Origin of the sequence: Corynebacterium mendelii (assembly GCF_017307055.1) — a bacterium.
Taxonomy (GTDB): domain Bacteria; phylum Actinomycetota; class Actinomycetes; order Mycobacteriales; family Mycobacteriaceae; genus Corynebacterium; species Corynebacterium mendelii.
On sequence record NZ_JAFLEQ010000016.1, the window covers coordinates 323833 to 348848 of the forward strand.

Sequence of the window (25016 nt, forward strand, 5' to 3'; positions counted from 1 at the left end):
CGGTGGCCGCGGTGGATTCCGCGGCGGCCGTGATGACCGCGGCGGACGCGGCGGCGACCGTGGCGGCCGGGACGGCGGCTGGAAGCGCCGTGACCGCGGTGACCGCGACGATCGTGGCGGCGACCGTGGTGGCCGCGGCGGTTGGAACAACCGTGACCGTGATGACCGTGGCGGACGCGGCGGTTTCCGCGGCGAACGTGATGACCGCGGCGGCAGCCGCGGGGGATTCAAGAAGCGCTCCTGGCGCGACTAGTCACAGCGCACCCGCATGCTGCCGCAGGGCCGCATGCGGGTGTCCGCGCGGTGCGTATATTTGCGCCGCGGGTGTTGGCGGGTGAAGGTGACGCATGTGCCGGATCCGGGATACCGGGGCTGATGCAACGCCCCGGCTTGCAGAATCCGCAGCCCTTGTGGCCGACAGAGCACAATGCTGCGGTAGCAGCAACCTCACTGCTGTGGCAGCCGCGTCTGTCGGATAAGACAACACCATAAGAAACGACCCGCCTGGTCAAGGCGGGTCGTTCCGCATTTCCGGCGGTAGCCCGGCAGGCAGACATACCCGGGGCGCACATAAGCCATCACCATGGATGAGCCGGTCAGTGGTGTCCATTCCACGAAGCAACTGTGCGGTCAAATCCCGAATTACGGTGTCCTGTTTTAATCTCCTTTGATGTTGCCGTGATGTGGGGCGGCCCCGGTGGTTGTGCGGCATACGGCACACAGCACGGCTTCTGGGAGCGGAGTGTCATCCAGTGTGCCGTCTGGACAGCCGGCCGTCTGCTGGTTTGGGGAATGCGGCGGAAGTCACATGCTGGCGGGACTCCACGTTGCAGGCGACACCATCTCTGAAGGCCTGGCCACACATTTTCCCGCAGACCGCGACGTGACCGGTGCCGGGTGCAGCATGCCGGTGGGGCAAGACGACAACCGGGTGTGATCTCCCATCGGCATGGTTTCGGGCGGCTGCCACGGGGCAAACAAATCGACCCCACCGGGGGAGAGGAGGGCAAGAAAAAATATTTTCTGCTCCTGTCCCCGGTGGGGTCGGGGTGGGACACGAGTCACCGTCGGTCGGCTTGTGCCCCGGAGTGGTGCAGTCGGGTTCGGGTCAGATGACCATCAGAATGAAAATAACAACCCACAGCAGGGCGAAAATACCGCTGAACATCGACACCATCTTCGGGTCTTTGTCCCAGTTGACCCCGGCGGCTTTGTCCCGGTCCTTGTCGTCGGCATCCGGCAGCACACCGAGATTGGCGGCAATGGCCCGCTGGCGGGGGAGAATGAGGAAAATCAGCACCGCCCAGGCGATCACCGACAAAAGAATCGAGACGTGGAACCGGCCGTCACGCCAGTAGGCGCCGGTGGCGATCATCACCCCGATACCGAGCAGCGGCACCAGAAGCGACAGCAGTCCGTACATGTGGGAGATCCGGTAGAGCATGGCCACCGATCCTTTGGCGACGGCGTCACCGTTGTGGGCGGCTTTGGCTTTCGGGGCAAACCCGGAGGTCGCCACCGTTACCGGCCCCAAAAGAGCGATCGCGGCGAAAATGTGCAGGAAAAGGAAGAGCTGGTTCACGGGTAAATCTCACCGTCTGCTTTCTGTGACAGGCTGTGCCGGGACAGGCGGTGCGCCGGTTGGGTTTTGTGCCGACGACAGCCGTGGCCCCGACTGGGGCTGGTGTGGATAAGCGCAGGCGGATGGGTGTCCGTCTGCGCGCATGAGCCACCATCATCGCAGAAAAACAAGCCCAATCCAATCCGTGGGACACCAGGTGACCATCACCCGGATGTCTGTGGTGGTCAACGGAAGGTCGTAGGCGGCGGCCACCGCCGCCACCCGGCGGGCATACCAGCACCGGTGGGCCCGCTGCGGTGGCATCCATTCACCGGGAAGGGAATCCGATTTGTCCCGGTTGGCTTTTTTCTGCACCACCACCAGATTGGCCGGATCATTGGCGAAGCGGTGCCTGGTGGCGCTGTCCCAGGAATAAGCCCCCATGTCCCAGGCCGCCGACAGCGGATAGATGTGGTCCAGTTCCACCGGATTGTCCCCGCCGATGACGGTACCGGTGTAGGGGCCGACAACAGTTCCGGGCTGTGGCCTGCAGCCGGTGCCCAGCCGGGTGCCGTTCATCTGCCGGACAAGCTCCCGCTCCCGGGTGGTGCAGCCGGGACCAGTGGCAGGGGAGGTGGCCCAGCTGTGGCCGAACAGGGAGCGCTCGTATCCGATGACTGTGGCCCGCTGCGGGACAACCCGGACAGAAGAGATCGTGTCATAAAGCCGCGGGGCCTGATCGGCGGGCGGGGAGCCGGTGAGCACCGGCAGCACCCACCACAAAAGATATCCGGCGGTGACAATAACCAGAATGTCGATCCACCACACGGCAACGCCCCGCGGGCGGGCGTGGTCGAACTGGTGACGGCTGCCGCAGCGGGGGGAACGGGAGTTTCTGCCGGGGCTTATGGCGTCGCCGGTCGGGGATACCTGGTGGCGGCTGTGCGGCCGACGGACGTGATCATCATTCACACCTGGTGTGACTGTCTTTGGTGGTGCGCGGTTCCATCCGGTTGACCACCACGGCTGGCACGGGGGAGGAAATACACGAAAAGCGGGGCGGACCGACCGCCGGTGACGGTCAGTCTGCCCCGGCCACACGGACAAGTGTGCCGTCAGTGTGGCAGTCAGATGGTGCGGGAACTAGTTCACTTCGCCGCGCTTCATCTTCTTGTGGACGGTTGTCATCGCCATCTCCGGCTTCTGCTTGGAGACTTCGACCAGGCGGACCGCCTCATCGAATTCGTCCGTGGTGGTTTTGTTCGGCTTGGCGGTGACAGAAGAGACGATCCAGATCATCAGTGCCGAGGCAATGAACCCGGGGACAATCTCGTACAGGGTCGACGACAGGGCATCGACCTGGCCCCAGACAAAGCTGACCACGGCACCGGTGACCATGCCGGCAATGGCTCCCGGGGCATTGAGCCTGCGCCAGTACAGCGAGGCGATGACCAGCGGGCCGAAGGCGGAACCGAAACCGGCCCAGGCAAACCCGACCAGGTCCAGAATCGAATCATTGGGGTTGGCGGCCAGTACCGCGGCAAATACGGCCACAGCCACCACGGCGGTACGGGAGAGGTTGATCAGTACCTGGCTGGAGGGCTTCTTTTTCACCACGATCTTGTAGAGGTCTTCCACCAGCGCCGACGAGGTGACCAGAAGCTGGGAGGAAATCGTGGACATGATCGCCGCCAGCACGGCGGTGAGCACCAGACCGGCGAACAGCGGGTGGAACAAAATCCGGGCCATATCCAGGAAAATCGTCTCGTAGGAGTCGCGGTCGGTGATCGCAATGGAGGGATCCTGGCCGAAGAAAGCGGTGCCGATAATGGCGACGAAGGTGGCGCCGACAATGCACAGCAGCATCCAGAAGATACCGACCCGGCGTCCGGAGCGGCATTCCCTGGGGCCGCGGATGGCCATGAAGCGGACAATGATGTGCGGCTGGCCGAAGTAGCCCAGGCCCCAAGCCAAATTCGAGATGATCGCCAGGATGCTGACGCCCTTGACCATCGAGAAATAGTCCGGGTTTCCTTCCGCACCGTAGGGGCCGTACGGGTGGGCGGTCGACCAGGTCCAGATATCGGCCGGGTTGTCCATGGAGAACAAAGCAATGACCGGCACCAGAATCAGGGCGGCGAACATGATCGACCCCTGCACCGCATCGGTGTAGGAGACAGCCAAGAAGCCGCCGATGAAGGTGTAGGCGACGGTGACCGCGGCAATGATCAGCATGCCGTCGAGGTAGCCGGCGTCGAACGTGGCCTCGAAGTATTTGCCGCCGGCCACCATGCCGGAGGAGACGTAGAAAGTGAAGAACACCAAAATCACGATCGAGGAAACAATCCGCAGCACCCGGGAGGTGTCGTCGACGCGGTTTTCCACGAAAGAGGGGATGGTGATCGAATTGTCGGCGACCTCCGAATAGGAGCGCAGTCGCGGGGCGACCCAGAACCAGTTCGCCCAGCAGCCGATCAACAGGCCGATGGCGATCCACAGCTGGGACATACCGGAGACAAACAACGCTCCCGGAAGACCCATCAAAAGCCAACCGGACATATCCGAGGCGCCGGCCGACAGGGCGGCGACAAACGGATTGAGGTTACGGCCGGCGAGCATGTAGTCGTCGTATTCATCGGTCTGCCGGTAGGACCAGTAGCCGATGGCGAGCATCGCCCCCATATAGATGATGATGGCGAGAATAAACCATGTGTGTTCGCTCATGATGTGTTTTTTAGAACACGAACCTTCCACTCGTCGGGGACACGGAAAAAAGGGATAGTGAAAAACTTCTCTGCCACCGGATGCAACGGTTTCGGCGGCACCGGACGTACCCGGCGCCTTCAGGCGTCCAACCCGGCCGAGCCATCGGACATGCCGACCGTGAGGGCTTGCGGGGCGGGTGCCGTAATCGGTGTCCTTGAGGCACCGCCTGTGGCTTGTCCCGGTGACCGAAAAAAACCGGTCGGAACGGACCGGGCCTTGCCGCTGGTGCCGCGGGTCCGGCGCTTCCGGCCGGATTGCCACGGACCCACCGCCTGAGACCAAGCTGAATGAACCGCAAGGGGTGGCGTTGAGTGCGAACAGTAACATGTGGCCGGAACCGGCGGGTGACCCGGGGCATGCCGCGGTGGTAAACCGGATCCTGTGAGGCTGTGCGCAGGGTCATCGTCCGGCGGGGAGACGATACCGGCGGGGCCGGCGGGGACGGTGCCGGTGTGCCGCGGGGATAGGAGAATTCTGAGAAAGCTGAATACGGCGGTGGAAACCGGGTGGGTCACGCTATGGTTTAATGTGCCGTTTCAGCCGGGTTTGCGCTGGTGACCGTCGTTTCGATGATGCTCTCGGGGCAGGGGAAGATAATCGGGTCATGATTGATTACACGATAAATGCACGTTACGACCGCCGCGAGGGACTGGTCGTGTGGATCAGTGACGGTGACGGCCGGTCCCTGGGGCTTGCCGAACTGGACGATAACGTTCTTCCCCACCGGATCCACGAGTTTTTGGCGCACCGCAGCTTCCGGCGGAATATCCCGGTGACTGTGGCACAGAATTCCACCATTGTCGAGGCCCGCGTCACCGGTGCGGCTTTGACCCCGTTCGGGGCGGATAAGCTGCTGTCGGTGGTGGCCGATTACGTCCGTGGCGATCTTCTGGCCACCCGCGCCCAGCGGGAGACCATCGGCGATGACCTGCGGTGGCTGGCCCACCTTCACCAGGGGATTGAACAGCGGGTCCGCTCCGGCGCCGTATCCATCGCGCCGTTGGTCTCCGACGGGCAGACCATGGCGGTGTTCCGTGTTGTCTGGGACCGGGACTTCACCGGGTTTTACGGCTCCATGATTGATGCGGCACCCCACGGGATGCGGATACCCGACGAGGAATGCGTCTCCCAGTTGGCGGATGCGGTGGCGAAAAGGATTCTGGGGTTGCAGGGGCTGAAAGAAAAAGCCCTGCAACCGTTGACGGCCTCACTGGTTACCGGAAAACCTCTGCCGCGCAGCAAAGAATCCATGGTGCACAAACTGCCCGACTGGTTTGACCGCCACCATGCCGAACCCGTGGAACTGGTGATTGTCGTTGATGAGGACAATCCGCATCCGCCGGTGTTCAACACCACCGGTGTGAGCAACAATGTCGGCTCCTTCTACGCCCGGTGCGTTGAGGAGGAAACCATGCGCGATGAGCTGGCTGATCTGGGCACCTGTTCGACCGGGGCGCCGGCGGCGCTGGCGCTGATTCAGGGGGCCGGCCGGTGGCCGGCGGCGCAAGCCGCCCACGCTGATTTCTACGCCTCGGTTTTTCCGCGTCTCGACGACCGGGGCACCATGCAGCTGGCCGAGACCTGGACCAGCGGGAACACAACCGTCACCAGTACCCCGAGGCCGCTGGAAGAGCTCGAGGATCTGGTCGGCCCGGTGGTGAGGGTGTCTCTGAAAGCCAGGGTCGGTGATGATCCGGCACTGAAAGAAGTGGTGCCGGGGCATTTCACTTCCACACAGCGGGAACAGATCGCCGAGGATTTGGCAGAGATCATCAGCCTGGCCCCGGTGCTGGGGCGGGGTGAGCACGGCCATCTGCTCGGGCAGCTCGAAGACGACGGCCGGTTGGTGTTCGCCGAATCCGAGCAACAGAAACTCGGGCTGGGGCAGGCAATCCAGCACCGGCAGCATCCCTATGAAATGCACCTGACCCTGCAGGAACTGTCGGAGTTCCTCGACGGGGATGTGCAGCGCCTGGGTGGGGCCGGCTTTCATGTCATGGTTCCGTCGATCTGGACGAAGTCGATGGTGCAGATCCGTGCCGAAGTATCCTCCAGCTGCTCCCCGAAGGGAATTCTCGACGCCAATTCGCTGGTCAACTTCAACTGGCGGATGGCTGTCGGCGGCCGTGAGATCTCCGAAGAAGAGATGAAGCAGCTGATCACCGCCACCGGTTCGGTGGTCCAGCTGCGCGAAGGCTGGGTGTGCCTGGATCAACGCAGTCTGCGGGCCGCCCGGGCCGCCCTGGCACGTACCTGGCGGGAATCCCACAAAGAACAGTTGGGCCGGGCGTCGGCCGACGACCAGAACTCCCTGGACATCTCGTTGGCGTTGAAGTCGCTCCGCGGCGACAACACGCTCAGCATCGCCCGGATGCAGCAGCTCACCTCCGGTGGGGATGATGCCGTGTGGTCCAATATCAGCGTCGACTTCGACACCGACGACATCTCCCGGATTCTCGGCGGCACCGGAATCCAGACCGAACAGCTTGATATCCTCGACCCGCTCGAGGACGTCCAGGCTGACCTGCGCGACTACCAAAGTGACGGGGTCGCCTGGATGCAGTGGATGAGTGACCGCGGGATGGGCGTCATCCTGGCCGACGACATGGGGCTGGGGAAAACCCTGCAGGTTCTCACCCTGACCGCGGCCGATGCCCGGGCGGATGCGCAACGCTTCGCCGGAACTGTTGCTCCGTTGAACTGGCAGATTCCCGATGTGGGTGAAATGGAGAAATACGGCCGGTTCCTGCCGCCGGGAATGGCACCACCGGAAAACGGGGTACGGTTCAGGGCCTACAGCACAGCCGCCGAGATGACGGCCGCGCATTTGTCGGATGTTTTCCGTCTGCCGCCGTCAGCCACGGCAACCGGGCAACTCGTCCCCGGCGGGGTGGATGCGGACACCGGTCTGGCCCCCGGCCGGCACACCCTGCGCCAGCCCACCCTGGTGGTGGCCCCGGCTGCGGTGGTGGACACCTGGCGCAATGAAATCGGAAAATTCCTGCCCGACTACACGGTGCACGTCCAGCGCGGGCCGAACCGGCCGAAGGGACGGGAGCTGGCGGAAATTGTCGCCCGCCACGATTTCACCATCATCAGCTATGCGACGCTGCGCCACGACAGTGGCAGCCTGTCGCAGGTGTTTTTCGAACGTCTCGTCGTCGATGAGGCGCAGAACGTGAAAAACCCGAAGACCGGTGCCTGGCGGGCGGTCAACCGGGTGCAGCGCCGGCACACCATTGCCGTCACCGGTACCCCGGTGGAGAACTCGGTCATGGATTTGTGGTCGGTGATGGAACTGATCGTTCCCGGCTACCTGGGGGACAAGGATACGTTCCGCACATCCATCGCCAATCCGGTCTCGCGGGATCCCAACTGTGATGAAGCCTCGCTGCTGCAGCGTCTGACCGGTCCCTTCATTCTCCGGCGGGAGAAAAACGAGCTGGATTTGGGGCTGGGTGAGAAAGTCGTGCGCAAAGTCAAGGTGTCGCTGACCGGTGAACAGGCCGCCCTGTACGAGCATGTGTGCGAGAAATACACCAGTCTGCTTGACGGGGGAGTACCGGCCCAGGCCCGCAGCACCCTGATCTTCGCCTTCCTCACCGAGCTGCAGCAGGTGTGCAATCATCCCGCGATGTATCTGCGTGACGGTTCGGGGCTGAAAAACAGGGGCGCATTCCGTTCCGGCAAGTTCGAGGCACTGCAGGACATCGTCACCCTGTGCCGGGACCAGAAGCGGCGGATGCTGGTGTTCACCAGATTCGTGGCCTTCGGTGAGATGATCGCCGAGTTTTTGGGCGGGCAATTCGGCTCCCCGGTGCCCTTCTACCATGGAAGTCTGTCGCCGGCGCAGCGCAGCACCATGGTCGAGCAGTTCCAGTCCGAACAGGGCCCGCCGGCCATGGTGATCTCCATCAAAGCCGGTGGTACCGGTGTGACCCTGACCAAGGCCAGTGTGGTGGTGCACATGGACCGCTGGTGGAATCCGGCGGTGGAAAACCAGGCCACCGACCGGGCGCACCGGATCGGCCAGACAGACAAGGTCGACGTGTTTGCCATGATGTGCACGGGCACAATGGAAGAACGGGTTGATCTGCTGCTGGATGCGAAAACCATGATTGCCGATGCCACGGTCAAATCCCGTGGTGCGCAGCTGGCCGCACTCAGCAACGAGGATCTCCGCGAACTGGTGACCCTGCGCGGCGGATCCGGGCACAAGGAAATGGAGGAGCAGTGACCACCGAGGACAACACCCCGGACCTTCACCCGGTTGAAACAACCGGGTCCGCTGGGGTCCCGGGCGACAGGGAAGCAGACGATCAGCAGATCGCCACCGTCTCCTACCTCAATGCCGCCGCACATGAGGCACGGATGAACCGGCGCAAGCGCACCGCCATGGCCAAGCTGTTTGATGACGGTCACTCCCCGCGGCGCCGCAGGCGCAACGCCGCGGAGCGTACGCAAACCCCGGAAAAAGCGGCGAGCATCCTCAGCTACCTGGAGTGTTGCGCCTCCCTTCTGACCGATGGGGGTCGTTTCTCCCGCGGCATGAAATACCGGGACGACCGCCGGGTCGACGGGATTTTCATCAACGGCACCACTGTGGAGGCCCTGGTTCACGGCACCCAGGTGGACCCGTTCCAGGTGCGGCTGGAACTTCCCCACAGACAACCAGAGGAACTGGCCGCCCGGGCGCACACGATTGTCGCCGGCGACCGGATCGGCTCCCCGAGCGCCGAGGACAGCTGGACGTTTCTGTTCCGTCCCGACGAGATGAACCAGCTGCAGCCTGTCTGCAGCTGCCCCGATTTGCAGACAGTGTGCAAACACGTTGTTGCGGTGCTGGCGGAGCTGGGCAAACGGTGCAACCGGGAAGCGGACTGTTTGTACAACCTGCGCAATCTGTCCATGGCGTCGGTGGCGGAACTCGGTGGGGCGGTGGAGTTTATCGACCGCCGCTCCCAGCTGCAGGAAACGGAAGTCTACCGGCCGTTCAACACCGATCCGCCGGCCCCGCTGCCTGAGCTGCCGCGGCAACAGCGGCTGAAAAATCCCTTCGATTTCGAGGCGCTGGCCGATTTCAATGTCGACGACATCCAGAAGCATCTTGATCTGGAGCGCCGCCGGGATGCCCTGACCATGATTGTGCAGTCCGGGCACCATTCCATGGAGCAGGTCAACGAGACCATCGCCGAGCTGTCGCTGCTGTGGCAGTGCCTGCCGGTCAGAGTGGATACCGGCCGCACCAACGAGCCGTTTGACCCGTTGCGGAAGCAGGGGCTCTACCCGGTGAAATGACGGCACCGTACGGTCGGCCGCTCCAAGCGGCAGCCGGATGGGCTTTCCCCGCAGGCTGTGCGCCGGGGAACGCATGCGCCTGCCCCGACGGTGATTCCCCTGTCCGGGGGCGTTGTCGAACATGGTGAATATGCAGGAAGGTGCGGAAAACCGGCGGGCTTTTATCGAACAGTTGGCTGTGTGCATCCCGGGGTGGAGTGCTTCCATGGTGTCATGGCGACGACGAAGTTTCTGCACACCTCCGACTGGCAGCTGGGTGCGACCCGCGCCTATTTCGCGGCCTCCGGGCCGAGCGTCCAGGAGCGCTACACCCACGAGCAGATGGCCGCCATTGGCCGGATGGGTGAGATAGCCCGCAGCCACGGCTGCGATTTCATGGTGGTGGCCGGCGATATCTTCGAAACCGCCGATCCCTCCCGGCGGATTTTGGCGCAGGTCAAAGAACAACTGGCCGGGATCAGCTGCCCGGTGTATCTGCTTCCCGGCAACCATGATCCGCTGGATTCGGTCCATCCTTACCGGGCCGGAACCGGGTTGGATCATGTGCACCTGCTCGATGACACCGAGCCGCGTGAGGTGGCCGACAACGTCGAACTGGTTGCTGCCCCGGTGTACGGCAAAACCGCGGTGAAAGACCCGGTGGCCAGAGCACTCAAGGATCTGACCCCCACCGGTGGTATCCGCATTGCCGTCGGGCACGGGCAGACCACCGCCTATGACAGTGCCGACCACCGTTTCACCATCGATACCGGGCATCTGGACGAGCTGGCGGACAAACGGATCGTCGACTATGTCGCCCTGGGCGACACCCACTCGGCCAAAGCCACCGACCCGATGGGGAGGGTGTGGTATTCCGGGGCGCCGGTGCCCACCGACTACCACTGGTTGTCCACCGGCGGCGGGGAAAACAACTCCGGGCGCTGTGTGGTGGTCACCATCACCGTCCCCGATAATGCCAGCGCCGACAATCCCGGCCGGGCCGAGGTGACGGTGGAGGAGATTCCCACCAGCGACTGGGTGATGGATTTCCACGAACGCGACATTGCCGGCGACGAGGATGTCGAGGTGTTTCTCGACAAACTCAGGGCCTACCCCAACAAGGACGAAACCCTGATCAAATACGCTTTGACCGGAGCGGTGTCGGCGGCGACGATGAAACATCTCGAAGAAGAACTCGACGAGTTGGCCGGGGTGTTTGCCGTGTTGTACCCGAGCAAATCCAGACACCGACTCATGCTCGCCCCCGCTGCGGAAGAGCTGTCGGAACTCGGATTGACCGGGTGGGCCAAAGACGCCGTCGGCGAGCTGGTGGACAAAGCCGCCGCCAACGACCAGACGGCCACCGACGCACTGAACCTGTTTTTCCGGCTCAGTCGCCAGCGCTTTTGAGAAAACCCCGGCGCAGGTCCCCGGCCGGGACCCGCCGCCCGTCATCTTTTCTTCACTGTTTTTCTTCTTCCCCCATTTTTCAAACACCTGACCGGCTGCGGGTGTGTGTACGGGTACGGCCCCCGGGCCGCCTCTGACAGACATGACCCTCCGGTGGAAAGGCCGCCGCAGCATGAAACTGCACAGACTGGAAATCAAAAACTTCAAATCGGTGGACCATCTTCTGCTCGACGACCTCGACACCACCGGCGTGGTGGTGGTGTCAGGACCCAACGAACACGGTAAATCCACCGTCATGGAAGCTTTCGGTCTGCTGCTGGCCGCCGAGAAATGGAACTCCCGCAAGCAGTACATCACCGCCTTCCACCCTGACGGGGACGCCTCCCGGCATCCGTGGATCACGGCGGAGATGACCTTCGGTGACACCCGTTTCACCGTCACCGAGGAATTCGCCGCCGGGTCGGCCGGATCGATGACGCTGGAGTTTGCCGACCCGTCCGAACCGACACTGACAGGTGACCGGGCGTTGAGCCGTTTCCGGGATTTGAAACGCGACCACATCGATGACAACCTGCTGGCGGCCCTATTCGTCGGCCAGGGGGAGCTGACCAATGATGTGCAGGCCGCCAGCATCTCCACCCTGACCACGGTGCTGTCCAATGCCGGCGGGGCAGAGATGACCGGGGCCGACCAGTCACTGGTGGATGCCGCCGAAAAAGAAATGCTGAAATACGTCACCGCGAAAAAACGCGAGGACACCAAAGAGCTGAAGACACTGGCGGCCGCCATCGCCGACGCGGAGGCGACGATCACTACCTGCCGGGCGAAAGTCGCTGATTTCGAGGCCACCAGACAAGCCCTGGACGCCGCCGGACTTGCCATCGACAAAGCCGCCGGCCGGGCCGATGAACTGGAGGCGAAGCGGGTTGAGGCGAAAAAACGCCACACCGCTGCGGTCGAACGCCGCGACAAGCTGGCTGCGGCGAAAGAAAAAGTCACCTTGGCCGAGGAAGCGGTTACCCGGGCCGGCAAAGACATCGCCGACCATCGTGCCCGCACCGCCGAAGTCGAGCAGGCACGGGAAGAACTCACGGCACTGGATGCGATACTGCCGGGGCTGCGGGACAAAGCCGTCGCCGAGCAGCGGCAGCGGGAGGAACTGGCGGCCCAAGAGAAAAAAGCCACCGCCGATAAACAGCGCCAGCGCGCTATTGTGGCCGCCATCACCGAAGCCGCGGCACGGGAGGCCCGCACCCGACGCCGGGCGGAACTGCACGGGGTGATCACCCGGCTCGATGAGCAGCTGACCATGATCGGCACGCTGACAAAGTCCCTGGAAGCCAATCCGGTCACCGGGGAAGTGGAACGCCGCGGCCTGCTGTTGAAAACGGAAGTGGACAAAGCCCGCTACCTGGTTGACGCAGTCAGTCCGCGGATTGATTTCACCGCCGCCACCCCGACCACCGTCTCCATCGACGGCGAAGAGATCACCGTTGACCGGGATGCGGTCAGCCGCACAGTCACCGACACGATCACGGCTGTCATCGGTGATGTCACCGCCACCGTGGTACCCGGGCACAGCGATGACGGTGCGCGGGACAGACTGCGGCGGGCCGAAGAAGAGTTGCGCGAATTCCTTGACTCCTGCGGGGCCGGGGACATCGATGAAGTCACACAGAAAGCCGCAAGCCACCGGGCCACCGCCCAGGAGCTGGCCCGGGCCGAACAACAATTCGCCACCATCCTGGCGGGCCGTGATGAAGCCGCCCTGCGAAGGGAATATGACCACCTCACCGACACCGCCGACGACACCGGCAAGGACAGTCCCCGGGATGATCCGGAGTGCCCGGATTTCTACCGCGGCATGGACAGTGACGAACTGGCCGACAGGCAGCGCCGGGCCGGCGAGAAGCTGGATGAGGCCGAAGACACCATCGAGACCATCCGCCGGGAACTGGAACGTCTGCGCTCCGACGGCCAGGCGATGGAGCTGACCACAAAAGAAGCCGAACATGTCGCGGCCGTCAACACCCTGGCCCGGGCCGACAAAGCCCTGGCGGCACTGGCAAGCCGGGAAGAACTCGACGACCGGCTCACCGACGCCCAGGCCGTCCTGGCCAAAGCCACAGCCGCCTTCGGGCAACTGGCAGATGACGGCAGCCGACCCGATGCCGAGGCAGCCGGAAAACAACTCACCCAGGCCACGGCCGCGGTGGCCGCCAATGCCCAGGCTCTCAGCCGGGCGGAAAAAGACCGGGCACGGGCACTGGGTGCACTGGAATCCCTGGACGGCACCACCGAGAAACTCGACCGGGCGGTGCAGGCCAAACGCGCCCTGGAAATCGAACAGGCGGGCATCATGCGCCGCCGGGATGCCGCCTGCCTGCTGTTTGACACCCTGAATGCGCACTTTTCCGCGGCCCGGGCAAGCTATCTCAAGCCCTACACCACGGCCCTGGAAACCCTGGCCGCCACCGTGTTCGGCCGCGGCACCACCATCACCGTTGACCCGGAGACCCTGGCCATCGACAAACGCAGCCTGAGCAGCGGGCAATCACTTGATGTCGGGGTGCTGTCCGGTGGGGCGAAAGAACAACTGGCCCTGATCAACCGTTTCGCGATCGCCGAATTGGTTGGCCGCGGCGGGACGGCCATGCCGGTGTTCATCGACGACGCCCTCGGTTTTTCCGACCAGCAGCGCACCCAGGCCGTCAACGGTCTGCTCGATGCCGTGGGGGAGACCACCCAGGTGTTCGTGTTCACCTGCGAGGCGTCCCGCTACATGTATCTCACCGACGCCGATGTCCGCCACATCGACGAGATGAAAATCCCGGCCACAGATTAAAAAGAGCCGGCCTGCACAAACCCCACCCCTAGGGGAGCGGGGGCGGGAAAATCAGGGGATTGTTCAGGGTGACTCCCCGATGCCGGTCAGCGGAATCCGGACCACAATGGGAATCGTAGACAAGTTCATGACGGACGGCACCGGCCCGGACAACCCACCCCGGGCCGGTGGCCCTCCCACCCCGGGTGCACCGGCAGCAGGCTGCGGCAGGCAGTGTGCACCGAAAAAACAACACCACGACGCCACCCCCACAAAGGAGAAAACACCGTGAACCCCGACAATCCCCTCAACAAGCGTCTGCACCGTTCTGTGACCGACCGCTACATTGCCGGCGTGTGCGGCGGTATCGCCGAAACCTACAATCTCAACTCCACGCTGATCCGGCTGCTGATGATCGCCTCGCTCATGCTGCCCGGGCCGCAGGTCCTGTTTTATCTCGCCGCCTGGGTATTGATGCCGGAGGGATAAGTGAGAGTCCATCCCGCGTGGGCACCCGCTGCGGCCGGTGCTGAAAGCCAGTAACAGCAATCAGCCGGTTGACCAGATGCTTGAAGCACCAGTCAACCGGCTGATTGTTTTGCTGTGTGCCCCCGACACGATTCGAACGTGCGACCTTCGGTACCGGAAACCGATGCTCTATCCACTGAGCTACGGAGGCATCTGCCGTGCATCCACCGGCCAAACGGCGGTGTCGACGACAACGAACAGTGATGTTACCACCACCCGGCCGCTTTGACCGAATGCCCATTTAACCGGGTGTCCGGGGCCGGTTTTCCCGCTGTCCGCCCACCGGTTTCCGGGGCAGCGGCCGCCGGGTCCCGGGGAGGCGGACACGGCCGTGCCGGCCCCACCCCCGGGTGTGGGGCAACCCGGTTTGCCGGTGGGGCGACAAGCTATCTCACACGGGAGGATGCGAACCATACCGGCGCCCACAAAATCAACCACTGCCTGGGACAGGCGCTGCCGGCCAAACGCATGGGGGAAGAAAAAACTCATCGCCGCCACCGGTGCCGGGCAACACGGGGTGGAACCGGCAGGCCGTGGTCTGGACAAACCCGGCCACCATGGCCACCGGAACAGCAGGGGTTTGCAGGGGATGGACAACACTGCCCATCCGCACCCCCTCGGGCGAACCGGCCCCCGTGCAGTCGATTGCCTCCGGGCTGGGCTATCCGGGGGATGGCCCGCAGCATGCGTTTTCCAAAGACCTCGGACGGGTCACCTACTCCACGGTCACATGCGGGCAGACACCGGATGCGTTTGCGACCTTGTGCAGCACCAAAGGCCTTAATCCGGCCCTGGAATCCGGGTACGCGGTCACCCACACGATCACTGTTGCCCACCAGCTCGGCTCCGACGGATTGGTCATCGCCAAGCTGTCGGGCCGCGGGGACAAAGACGCCGACTATGTCGCCGGGGTTGTACGTGAACGGGCCGGAGCCTGATGCGGCGGCGCCGGGAGAAACCGTGTGGTGGGGTGTGTGCCGGGGATGACCATGCTCAGGCGGCGCGCCGGGTATCAGTCAAAGGCAGGGCGTTGTGCACTGCTGTCAGCGTGGAGGTTGTCTCCACCACGGCCGCGGCCGCCGGGCTGATCCAGCGTGCCAGCCGGTGGGCGTGACGGAATTCGGCCGCCAAGTCCCGGTCAAATAGCGGGGTCAGGTGGGCGGCGTCATTGCGCAGCCGCTGCAGGGAACCCAACGCGTGGTTGACGTCTTGGCGCCTGCGGGCCAGATCCGCGGCCCCGGCCGGAAAAGCCCGGTGGGCTGCGGGCAGCCACAGCCGGTGGTGGAAACGCTGCTGGGTGAACATCCGCCAGAACCCGAAACTGCAGTGGGCGATGACATCCCGGTGGCTGACAGCAGAGCCGCCCGACAGCCCGGCACGCCTGAAAGCGCCCTTTAATTCGGCGGTGACGGCCGCGGGAAGGTCCCCGCGTGTCATCCAGTCGGCCGACAGGTTCCCGGTGCGGTCGACTGCCCAGGCCGTCAGCACGGAATCGATGCGGCTGCGCACAATGATCTCGATGATCCCGCAGGTGTGTTGCACACTGGCCGCGGCGCGGCGGTCCCAGGAAAACAGCTCCGCGGCCAACCGCCGGTTGCCGCCGGCGGCCTCAAGGAAGATATCCATGTGGTCGGGGGCCAGTTCCAGCAGGGTGGATAGCGGTGGGGTGGTGATCGTGGTGATGGGGGACATGGCAGGGGAATCTCACAATCGTGGGGGCAATGAAACAATCCGGTGTTGACCGGCAGCGGACCGCAACGCCTGCGGAAAACAAAAAAACGGTGGCGATCCGGCCGGTATCTGCGTGAGCCTGTGTGAAGTTGTCTGCCCTGTGCCGCCAGCAGAGGGCGGCAGTGGCTTTAACCTTCCCGCCTTCCTGCGGCCGTGGGCGGCCGCACCCCTGTGGAATGGCGCTGAAGTTGTCGTCCCGGTTGATCCGTTGGTGCCGGAAACATCAACCGTGCGTGTACGAACACATTATCGAATGGGGTGGATGCGGCGGTGTCCCGCGGGGGTGGCGGGTGCGGGGTTGACCGGGTGTTTGTGCAGCTGGCCGAGGAAAGATTCAATCGAACACATGGGGGAATAACGGACTGCTGCCGTCATCGGGGCAGCCCGGCCGAGACGAAAAAAACCGGCCCCGGTACGCAGTGAATACGTACCGGGGCCGGTGGCCGGACGGGCCGGGGCTGGTGCAGCAACACCCGCCGCCTTTTGTCGGCAACAACAGGATGGGGGTGTCGCCTGGCAGGCCCTAGTCGGCGATAACAACGATCAGGGTGCGGGGTCCGTGGACACCCTCGACCCGGTTGAGCTCGATATCCGAGGTCGCTGACGGCCCGGAGATCATGGTGATCGGGCGGACCCGGTCCAGCCGGGCGATCATTTCCGGAACCCCGTAGACAACCGAGTCCTTGCGGACAATGCACACATGGCAGTCCGGGACCAGGGTCAGCGCCCGCCGACCGTCGGAAGGCTTCGACTCCAGACAAATGGTGCCTGTCTGGGCGCTGCTGACCGTCGAATCGGTGACCACGGCATCAACCTCGTTCAACAACCGCGGATCGCTTGACCGGTCATCCGGGGTGGCTGAGCCGTCGAAGGAATCGAACAGGGAAGGATCCAGTCCTTCGGCGTAGCGGATGTCTTTCGCCCCGCGCTCATTGAGAATCCGGCCGACGGTGTCCGCCAGCTCGTCTTCTTTGCACTGCTCGACAATGGCCTTGTAGTCCAGCAGCCGGTCAATGAGGATCTCTTTGAGTTCCTCCCAGCCGAAGGAGTGGACCTTGTGGTAGCTGCGGGTGACCTCGTAGGCCCCTTCCGGGGTGTTGGCCAGTTTGTGGGCGTTGGCGATCCGGTTGAGGATTTCTTTTTTCGCCTGCTGGTTGCGCCTGTCGCGGGCTTTCTGCTCAGTCTCGGTGATCATTTCGTATCCGCCCCTTTCGAGCCGTTTTCCGGGGTTGGGCCGTCATTTAGGTGTTCGGCGTCTTTGACCACCGCGGTCGACGGGTCGGGCCGGGTGTGGCCGGGAATGCCTTCCCGGCGGGCCTGTGCCAGGAGGTCCTGGGCGCCGTCGGTGTCGAACCACTGGCGGAAGGACTTCTTCGGCGGCACAGCTGTATCGCGCATGTCGGTCCAGCCGGCCAAAAAGCTCGGCAGGTGGGTGATCTTGTGGTTGAAGCCACCCAACATCCGGCCGGCGAACACCAGTGAGGTTGCCGCATTCCACAGCCGCCAGTTGCCGAAGGCCAGTCCCACCGCACCCATGAGCACACCCTCGATCTTCGGTTTGTGGGCCTCGATCTTTTGGTGGCGCAGCTCCAGCAGGGCGCTGGGGATGTCGATGCGCACCGGGCAGGCCTCGTAGCAGGCCCCGCACAGCGAGGAGGCGTAGGGCAGTGAGGCGTTCGGGTCGTGGGCGGAATCGATGCCGGTCAGCTGGGGCGTGAGGATCGCGCCGATCGGCCCCGGGTAGGTGGAGCCGTAGGCGTGCCCGCCGGCGCGTTCATAGACCGGGCAGACATTCAGACATGCCGAGCAGCGGATGCATTTGAGTGCCTCGCGGCCGATCTCGTTGGCCAGGGCCGCGGTGCGGCCGTTGTCGATGAGCACAATGTGGTAGTTTTCCGGGCCGTCGCCTTCGGTGACACCCGACCACAGGGAGGTGTAGGGGTTCATCCGCTCACCGGTGGACGACCGGGGCAGCAGCTGCAGGAACACTTCCAGGTCTTCGAAGGTGGGCAGCAGTTTCTCGATACCCATCACCGAGATCAGTGTTTCCGGCAGGGTCAGGCACATCCGGCCGTTGCCCTCGGATTCGACGATGGCCACCGTACCGGTTTCCGCCACCCCGAAGTTCGCGCCGGAGATCGCGGTTTTGGCGACCATGAACTGCTGGCGCAAAAACGACCGGGAGGCTTCCGCCAGTTCAGCCGGTTCGCTGGACAGGCTGTCATCGGTGTGGGGCATCTCCTTGATGAAGATGTCCCGGATTTCGGCCCGGTTGCGGTGGATGGCGGGAACCAGAATGTGCGACGGGGTGTCATGTCCCAGCTGCACGATCAACTCCGCCAGGTCTGTTTCCCGTGCCGAGATCCCGGCTTGCTTCAACTGGTCGTTCAGGCCGATTTCCATCGTCGCCATCGACTTGATTTTCACCACATGGGTTTCACCGGTGTCCTGCACCAGTTTGGTGACGATCTCGCCTGCTTCTTTGGCGTCGCGCGCCCAGTGCACGTGGCCGCCGCGGGCGGTGACCGATTGCTCGAACTGCTCGAGCAGCTCGGGCATGCGGGCCATCACATCGCGTTTGATGCCGGAACCCGCTACCCGCAGATCCTCCCAGTCGTCGATCTCCTCGATGACGGCTTTCCGCTTGTCACGGATGGTGTGGGTGGCTTTGTGCAGGTTGCGCCGCTGGGTGGCGTTGTAGAGCTCGGTGTGGGCGTTTTGCTGGAATGTTTTGTCTCCGCGCAGGTGTCCGACACCCTTGGGTGCCCTGGGCGGCATGGTCGGTTTGCCGAGCATCGTGGTCACAGCATGACCTCCTTGGGGTAGACGGCCTCGGTCGGGGACCAGGGGTGTTGTTTGGTGGAAGCGAGAATCTCGGCCATGTGAATCGCCCGGACACCGGAGTGCTGGCGCGACAGGGCGCCACCGATGTTCATCAGGCAGGAGGCGTCACCGGCGGTGACATACTCGGCTTCGGTGGATTTGACGTTGCGGGTTTTGTCGGTGACCATCGCCGCTGATGTTTCCGCGTTTTTCACCGAGAAGGTGCCGCCGAAACCGCAGCATTCGTCGGCGTGCGGCAGCTCCACCAGATCAATGGATTCGACATTGCGCAACAGCCGCAGAGGGCGGTCGCCGACTTTGAGGAAACGCAGCGAGTGGCAGGTCGAGTGGTAGGTCACCCGGTGGGGGAAGAACGCACCCAGCTGGTCGACACCGCAGACGTCGATGAGGAATTCGGTGAGATCGTAGGTCTTTTTCGCGGTGGTTTTCGCTCCGTCCACCAGCGCCGGGGTTCCGTAGCGGGAGGCGACGTGCACATGCTGCTCACGGACCGCGCCGGCGCAGGAACCCGATGGCGCGACCACGCAGTCGATCGACGGATCGGAGAAAGCGTCGACGTAGTTTTCGATCTGCGGGACCGCTTCCCGCTGGTATCCGGTATTGACGTGCATCTGACCGCAACAGGTCTGCTGCTTGGGGAACACCACCTCGTGTCCCAGCCGGGAGATGATCACTGCGGTGGCCTTGGCCACGTCCGGGAACAAGGCGTCCCCGATGCAGGTGGAAAAGAGGGCGACTCTCATGCGTGCTCCTATACTGAAGCTTCTTTAAAAAGGGGGTGGCTGCCACGGGCACCGGACCCGTCCGTCCCGCACCCCGCGGCGGCAGGGCTGGTTAGGCTGGGCTGACCAAAGCGTCATATGACAGGTGCCGCCGGAATCTCCGGCGCGGGCATCCAGGATTGTGTTTCCCCCGACTTTAGTCCGCTAAAGACCAGTTCACGAGGTCTGTAAGCCTTACCTTCCCGGCGGTAGGTGCCCCTGCGGTGCACGGCGCTCGGCACCCCCGTATGCTGCTGCGCAGGACGGTGGGGCAACCCACCCCCGCCAGGGGGTGGCGCAGGGGGTGGAAATCATCATTTTCCGACGCGTGGCTGATGTCGCGTCCCGCCATGTGTGACAGGTTCCACTGGGGTGCATTCTTTCTCTGTGTCACCGACCGGCCCGCCGGGGATGGACAGCGGCTACACAGTGTCTGTCCAGCAGGCGACACGGCGGGCCAACCGCGGCAGGCGCGCCGCCCGGAGCCGGGTGATGACTGTTGTTTTTCCCTCCCCGCCGGCCGCGGCGATTTCTGCCCGGCAGGCGCTGGCGAACACCGCGTCATCGATTCTGCTGCAGGTGGTCAGAAAGTGGTCCGGGCTCATCACCGTGTAGCCGGTGGGGGCGACGGCGAAATCGGAGGGTTTGTTGAAACTGACGATCAACCGGGCACCGGTTGCCGCCGCAGCCTGGTGGATATGCCGGTCACCCGGGTCCCGGCCGGTGAACCCGTCGTCGTCACCGACGGCCGGCTGCTCGATGACGGTGACAAAACAGCCCACAACCGCCGCGTGCCCGGCGGGGGACAGCGGGTGGGCCGCGCGTTGTTTGTCCCGGGCGGCAAGCACCCGCCCGGTTTCAAGGGCAATCGGATAGGTGGTGATCACCCGCAGCCGCGGGCCGATGGCGCCGGCCAGCCGGTGCAACCAGTCGCCGCAGGTTCTGCTGCAGAGCATATTGGCGTCCAGGATCACCACCGGTCTTTGATCCCCCGGTTCCGGCTGCCACGGTGTGGGCGCCGGGTGGCCCGGGGCCTGGGGCCGGGATCCGGGGGCTGCGGCCGACCAGAAAGAAAACCACCGCCCGGCCTGTGCCCGGGCGGTGCGGCCCGCCCCGGGCGGAGCCTGTGGCAGGGCGGCGGGGATGATGGCCTCCGCGCTTTCGGTGGGGTCGCGACGATGATGGCGGGGGCTGGGTTGTGCCATGGGTCAAGTATGACTGACCGCTGTGTCCGGCACCCTGTGCCCGGGGTGGGAAAACCACCGACCGGCCGGATACCGGGCTGTCGGGGCGGGATATCCGGTCGGCGGGACAGCACCCGGTGGCGGCGGGGCGGGGCGATATGGAAAAGACCACCGCCCGCACCCGGCGGGGCCGGGGCGGGCGGTGGTGGATCGCTGGTGGGAAACAAGCGCTGTTCTAGGGAATGAACGGCACCATGAACGACAGCACGTTGGTCTGCAGGAAGATCAGGCAGCAGACAACGAACAGCATGGCGATCGTCCAGGGGAAGACGGCCTTGAAGATTTCGGATTCTTTGCCTTCCATGCCGACGGCAGTGGCGGCAATGGCCAGCGACTGCGGGGAAACCATCTTGCCCACCACACCACCGGTGGTATTGCCGGCCAGCATGAGATCCGGGTTGATGCCGGCAGAGTTGGCGGCGGTGACCTGCAGCTTCGCGAACAGGGCGTTGGCCGAGGTATCCGAACCGGTCACGGCGGTGCCGATCCAGCCCAGGGTGGGGGCGAGGAAAGCGTAGACGGGGCCGAGCGAGGCGATCCATTCGCCCAGAGCCACCGTCTGGCCGGAGAAGTTCATCACGTAGGCCAGTGCCAGCACCAGGCCGATGGTCAGGGCCGCCCAGCGCATGCGGTACATGCACTTGCCGATTTCGGCGACAGCCTGGCCCATGGTGATGCGGTAGCGGCCACCATCATTGAAGGCACCGTAGGCGGCGGCCACAATCAGGCCGGAGAGCAAAAGCATGGTGCCGGGGTTGGACAGCCAGGCAAACGTGTACGCGGAGTTGATCTCGGAACCGTCGGGCTTGAGCAGGTGGCCTTCCAGCAGCGGCCAGGAGACCTTGATGCTGGCGGCGGCCAGAGCGTCCTTGACCGGGGAAACCAGGTTGGCGATACCGAAAATGACGGTGACAACCGCGTAGGGCATCAGCGCCATCCAGATGCGGCGGCCGGGAAGCTTCTCGGCCTGCGTGAAAGCGGGCAGTTCCAGGCGGGCGCGCATCTCGTTGACGCCGCGGGGCTTCCAGACCTGCAGGAAAGCGATGGCCACACCGAGGGAGACGATGCAGGCGACGATGTCGGTGATCTGGTAGACGAAGAAGTTCGAGGTCATCCACTGGGCGATACCGAAGGCGAAGCCGATGATGACGGCCGGAACCCAGGCATCTTTGAGACCCTTGACGCCGTCAATGATAAACAGCAGGATGCAGGGGACGAAGAAGGCCAGAAGCGGGGCCTGGTGGCCGACAATGGCGGCAATGTTTTCGGTCTGTTCGACCGTGCGGCCACCGACGGCACCGGCGGTGGTGATCGGGATGGCCACCGCGCCGAAGGCAACGGGGGCGGTGTTGGCCAGCAGCACCACGACAGCGGCCCGCAGCGGTTTGATGCCCAGGGCCATGATCATGGTGGCGGTGATGGCCACCGGGGCGCCGAAGCCGGCCAGGGCTTCCAGCAGGCCACCGAAACAGAAGGCGATCAAAATGGCCTGGATGCGGACGTCACCGTTGCCGAGACGGTCGAAGAACCGGCGCAGATCCTCGAACCTTCCGGAGACAACGGTCACCTCGTAGAACCAGATCGCCATGACGATGACCCAGGCGATCGGGAACAGGCCGAACACACCACCGCGCACCGCCGACGACAGGGCCATGGCCACCGGCATGTGGAAGCCGGCGATACCCACCAGCAGGGCGGCGATCAGCGCTGTCAGCGCTGACCAGTGGGCCCGCATTTTCAGGCCGATCAAACAGATGAAGAATGTGAGCAACGGGATCGTGGCCACCAGAGCCGATAGGCCCAGGCTGCCATTGACCGCGTCGGTCACAGCGGTGAAGTCGGTCACGGGGAAACTCCTCGGAGAAGGTTGTCAAGCTGGACGAACAACCGCCGGTAGCGGTTTTTTCAACAAAAAACCGCCCGGCAATCGTTCGCGTGGTCGGACAAAGCGACCGTGCGGGGTGTGGGACAAGTCGGCGGCCAGGTGCCTTTTTCGGGGACAAGCCCCGGGCAGTGGTGGCGGTGGACCAGACAAACCCGTCACGGGCGCGGGATACACGACAGGTCCCGGGGTGGGTGATGCTCCGGGAACGGACGTGGATTACGCGCGTGGCTTCCCGGTCCGTGAGCCGGTCCCGGCAGCGGGGTCAACGATTGCCGGCGTCCCTGCACTGCCGTCCCGACCGGATCGGGAGCACCTAAATCCTAGACTAAAGGTGTTCTTTAAACCGCATTACAGGAGGCTGTGTGTCGCGGCTAACATAATGTCATTGGCTCTGACTATCGTCACGCTGGGTAAAGGCCGCCGGCGGCGCCCGGCTGGCGGGGGCACCCGCCGGGTGCCGGGTTCGGCCGCGAAAAGGCCACGGCCGTGATCCCACGGTGCCCCAACCAGCGGGTGCTACCATCCATACCCGTGACTCCAACTGATCTTTCCGCACTTATCAGCCGACTTGCCGCCGATACCGCCCGGTCGATGGACCTTGATGCGTCCGCCCTGCCGGAGCAGATCACCGTCGAGCGTCCCCGAAATCCCGAGCACGGTGACTACGCCACCAACATTGCGCTGGTCTCGGCGAAGAAACTGGGCACCAACCCGCGGGCATTCGCACAAGGTCTGGCCGACAGGCTGGCCGCGGATGACGCCATTGATGTCGCGGAGATCGCCGGACCCGGTTTCATCAATATCCGGCTCGCCGCGGCCGCCCAGGGGGCCATTGCAGGCCAGGTACTGGAGCTGGGGGAGATGTTCGGATCCTCCGAGGAACTGGCCGGGGAGAAAATCAACCTGGAGTTCGTCTCCGCCAACCCCACCGGTCCGGTGCACCTGGGGGGAACCCGCTGGGCCGCGGTAGGTGATTCCCTGGGCAGGATTTTGTCCTTCCGGGGGGCTGCGGTCACCCGCGAGTACTACTTCAACGACCACGGCACCCAGATCGACCGGTTCGTCAATTCACTGCTGGCCGCGGCCAAGGGGCAACCCACCCCGGAAGACGGCTACGGCGGGGAATACATCACCGATATCGCGCAGAGCATCGTCGCCGACAACCCCGGGGTGATGGAGCTGGATGATGCCGAGATGGCCGAGGCCTTCCGGGCCGCCGGCACCTCGATGATGTTCGCCCACATCAAAGAAACACTGCACGAGTTCGGCACCGACTTCGATGTCTTCTTCCACGAGAACTCGCTGTTTGAATCCGGGGCGGTCGACAAAGCCGTGGCGGATTTGAAAAACAACGGAAAACTGTACGAAAAAGACGGCGCCTGGTGGCTGAAATCCACCGACTACGGCGACGACAAAGACCGGGTGGTCATCAAATCCGACGGCAACGCCGCCTACATTGCCGGTGATATCGCCTATGTGGTCGATAAATTCGGTCGCGGCCACACCCTGTGCATCTACATGCTCGGCGCCGACCACCACGGCTACATCGCCCGCCTGAAGGCCGCCGCCGCGGCACTCGGCCATGATCCCGACCAGGTGGAGGTCATGATCGGCCAGATGGTCAATCTGGTCCGTGACGGCGAAGTGAAGAAAATGTCCAAGCGGGCGGGCACCGTTGTCACCCTCGATGATCTGGTGGAAGCCATCGGCATCGATGCCGCCCGCTACGCGCTGATCCGCTCGTCCGTTGACCAGTCACTGGACATCGACATGGACCTGTGGACCAAGAAATCCAACGACAACCCGGTCTTCTACGTCCAGTACGCCCACGCCAGATTGTGCTCGCTGGCCCGCAAAGCAGCCCAGACAGGTATCACCGCCGACGGAGCCGACTTCTCCCTTGCCACCCATGACAAGGAAGGTGATCTGATCCGCACCCTGGGTGAATTCCCGGCCGTCGTCAAAGCCGCCTCCGATCTGCGTGAACCCCACCGGATCGCCCGGTACGCCGAAGAACTGGCCGGAACCTTCCACCGCTTCTACGACGTCTGCCAGATTCTGCCGAAACAGGGCGAGGACGCCGCAGCAGTCCACACCACCCGCTTCGCCCTGGCCATGGCCACCCGTCAGGTGCTGGCCAATGCGCTGCGGCTGATCGGTGTCACCGCCCCCGAGCGCATGTAGC

At 64.0% G+C, this 25016-nt stretch carries 17 protein-coding genes, 1 tRNA gene and 1 pseudogene; 9 read left to right on the top strand and 10 right to left on the bottom strand.

Features of this window, described 5'->3' with window-relative positions:
* A partial coding sequence (locus JZY06_RS12360) for a hypothetical protein (protein ID WP_242516886.1) occupies positions 1–253 on the top strand: 253 nt, incomplete at its 5' end.
* Positions 254–1108: 855 nt separating this feature from the next.
* On the opposite strand, the gene JZY06_RS09815 is transcribed toward JZY06_RS12360, so the two are convergent.
* The 3 genes from JZY06_RS09815 to putP form a co-directional block, all read right to left on the bottom strand.
* Positions 1109–1582, bottom strand: a complete 474-nt coding sequence (locus tag JZY06_RS09815; protein WP_207279357.1) for a DUF2269 domain-containing protein — start codon at positions 1580–1582, stop codon at positions 1109–1111.
* 153 nt (positions 1583–1735) lie between these two features.
* The gene (locus JZY06_RS12595; RefSeq protein ID WP_330617257.1) at positions 1736–2533 is read right to left on the bottom strand and encodes an HNH endonuclease family protein; all 798 of its coding nucleotides are present in this window, start codon (positions 2531–2533) and stop codon (positions 1736–1738) included.
* Between the two features lie 171 nt (positions 2534–2704).
* Complete coding sequence (gene putP / locus JZY06_RS09825; protein WP_207279358.1) at positions 2705–4285, bottom strand: sodium/proline symporter PutP; 1581 nt, start codon at positions 4283–4285, stop codon at positions 2705–2707.
* Positions 4286–4931: 646 nt separating this feature from the next.
* Between putP and JZY06_RS09830 the strand changes: the two genes are divergently transcribed.
* From JZY06_RS09830 to JZY06_RS09850, 5 genes are all read left to right on the top strand, one after another.
* Complete coding sequence (locus tag JZY06_RS09830; protein WP_207279359.1) at positions 4932–8564, top strand: DEAD/DEAH box helicase; 3633 nt, start codon at positions 4932–4934, stop codon at positions 8562–8564.
* A complete protein-coding gene (locus JZY06_RS09835; protein WP_207279360.1) occupies positions 8561–9625 on the top strand; it encodes an SWIM zinc finger family protein in 1065 nt (354 codons plus the stop codon). Before JZY06_RS09830 ends, JZY06_RS09835 begins: the two co-directional genes overlap by 4 nt.
* A gap of 213 nt (positions 9626–9838) precedes the next feature.
* Positions 9839–11014: a metallophosphoesterase family protein gene (locus JZY06_RS09840; RefSeq protein ID WP_207279361.1), complete on the top strand. Its 1176-nt coding sequence runs from the start codon at positions 9839–9841 to the stop codon at positions 11012–11014.
* A 172-nt stretch (positions 11015–11186) separates the two neighbouring features.
* Positions 11187–13859 (top strand): AAA family ATPase, encoded by a 2673-nt coding sequence (locus tag JZY06_RS09845; protein ID WP_207279362.1) that lies wholly within the window; start codon positions 11187–11189, stop codon positions 13857–13859.
* Between the two features lie 267 nt (positions 13860–14126).
* Complete coding sequence (locus JZY06_RS09850) at positions 14127–14327, top strand: PspC domain-containing protein (RefSeq protein ID WP_207279363.1); 201 nt, start codon at positions 14127–14129, stop codon at positions 14325–14327.
* 117 nt (positions 14328–14444) lie between these two features.
* Here the strand turns inward: JZY06_RS09850 and JZY06_RS09855 are convergent.
* Positions 14445–14517 (bottom strand) — tRNA-Arg (locus tag JZY06_RS09855).
* A gap of 218 nt (positions 14518–14735) precedes the next feature.
* Between JZY06_RS09855 and JZY06_RS12645 the strand changes: the two are divergent.
* A pseudogene (locus JZY06_RS12645) lies at positions 14736–14895 on the top strand (tryptophan synthase subunit beta); the annotation flags it as partial.
* Between the two features lie 4 nt (positions 14896–14899).
* The gene (locus JZY06_RS09860) at positions 14900–15304 is read left to right on the top strand and encodes a PALP domain-containing protein (RefSeq protein WP_207279364.1); all 405 of its coding nucleotides are present in this window, start codon (positions 14900–14902) and stop codon (positions 15302–15304) included.
* A gap of 55 nt (positions 15305–15359) precedes the next feature.
* Here JZY06_RS09860 and JZY06_RS09865 read toward each other — a convergent pair whose 3' ends face one another.
* From JZY06_RS09865 to JZY06_RS09890, 6 genes are all read right to left on the bottom strand, one after another.
* Complete coding sequence (locus JZY06_RS09865) at positions 15360–16058, bottom strand: hypothetical protein (RefSeq protein ID WP_207279365.1); 699 nt, start codon at positions 16056–16058, stop codon at positions 15360–15362.
* A gap of 562 nt (positions 16059–16620) precedes the next feature.
* Entirely contained in the window at positions 16621–17292 is a 672-nt protein-coding gene (locus JZY06_RS09870; protein ID WP_207279366.1) for a LutC/YkgG family protein, read from the bottom strand.
* Positions 17289–18875, bottom strand: a complete 1587-nt coding sequence (locus JZY06_RS09875) for a lactate utilization protein B (RefSeq protein ID WP_242516933.1) — start codon at positions 18873–18875, stop codon at positions 17289–17291. Before JZY06_RS09875 ends, JZY06_RS09870 begins: the two co-directional genes overlap by 4 nt.
* Positions 18876–18898: 23 nt before the next feature.
* Positions 18899–19684, bottom strand: coding sequence for a (Fe-S)-binding protein (locus JZY06_RS09880; protein WP_207279368.1), 786 nt, complete (start codon positions 19682–19684; stop codon positions 18899–18901).
* Between the two features lie 440 nt (positions 19685–20124).
* Complete coding sequence (locus JZY06_RS09885) at positions 20125–20658, bottom strand: hypothetical protein (protein WP_207279369.1); 534 nt, start codon at positions 20656–20658, stop codon at positions 20125–20127.
* Between the two features lie 463 nt (positions 20659–21121).
* Positions 21122–22792 carry an L-lactate permease gene (locus tag JZY06_RS09890; protein WP_207279370.1) on the bottom strand — a complete coding sequence of 557 codons (1671 nt, stop codon included), beginning with the start codon at positions 22790–22792 and terminating at the stop codon, positions 21122–21124.
* Between the two features lie 570 nt (positions 22793–23362).
* On the opposite strand from JZY06_RS09890, the gene argS reads away from it, so the two are divergent.
* Positions 23363–25015, top strand: coding sequence for an arginine--tRNA ligase (gene argS, locus JZY06_RS09895; RefSeq protein ID WP_207279371.1), 1653 nt, complete (start codon positions 23363–23365; stop codon positions 25013–25015).
* Position 25016 lies beyond the last annotated feature (1 nt).

Bases quoted from the DNA above. Each gene is read 5' to 3' on its own strand.
- putP (WP_207279358.1), bottom strand. From the start codon at position 4,285: ATGAGCGAACACACATGGTTTATTCTCGCCATCATCATCTATATGGGG.
- JZY06_RS09830 (WP_207279359.1), top strand. From the start codon at position 4,932: ATGATTGATTACACGATAAATGCACGTTACGACCGCCGCGAGGGACTG.
- JZY06_RS09840 (WP_207279361.1), top strand. From the start codon at position 9,839: ATGGCGACGACGAAGTTTCTGCACACCTCCGACTGGCAGCTGGGTGCG.
- JZY06_RS09845 (WP_207279362.1), top strand. From the start codon at position 11,187: ATGAAACTGCACAGACTGGAAATCAAAAACTTCAAATCGGTGGACCAT.
- JZY06_RS09865 (WP_207279365.1), bottom strand. From the start codon at position 16,058: ATGTCCCCCATCACCACGATCACCACCCCACCGCTATCCACCCTGCTG.
- JZY06_RS09870 (WP_207279366.1), bottom strand. From the start codon at position 17,292: ATGATCACCGAGACTGAGCAGAAAGCCCGCGACAGGCGCAACCAGCAG.
- JZY06_RS09875 (WP_242516933.1), bottom strand. From the start codon at position 18,875: ATGCCGCCCAGGGCACCCAAGGGTGTCGGACACCTGCGCGGAGACAAA.
- JZY06_RS09880 (WP_207279368.1), bottom strand. From the start codon at position 19,684: ATGAGAGTCGCCCTCTTTTCCACCTGCATCGGGGACGCCTTGTTCCCG.
- JZY06_RS09885 (WP_207279369.1), bottom strand. From the start codon at position 20,658: ATGCTCTGCAGCAGAACCTGCGGCGACTGGTTGCACCGGCTGGCCGGC.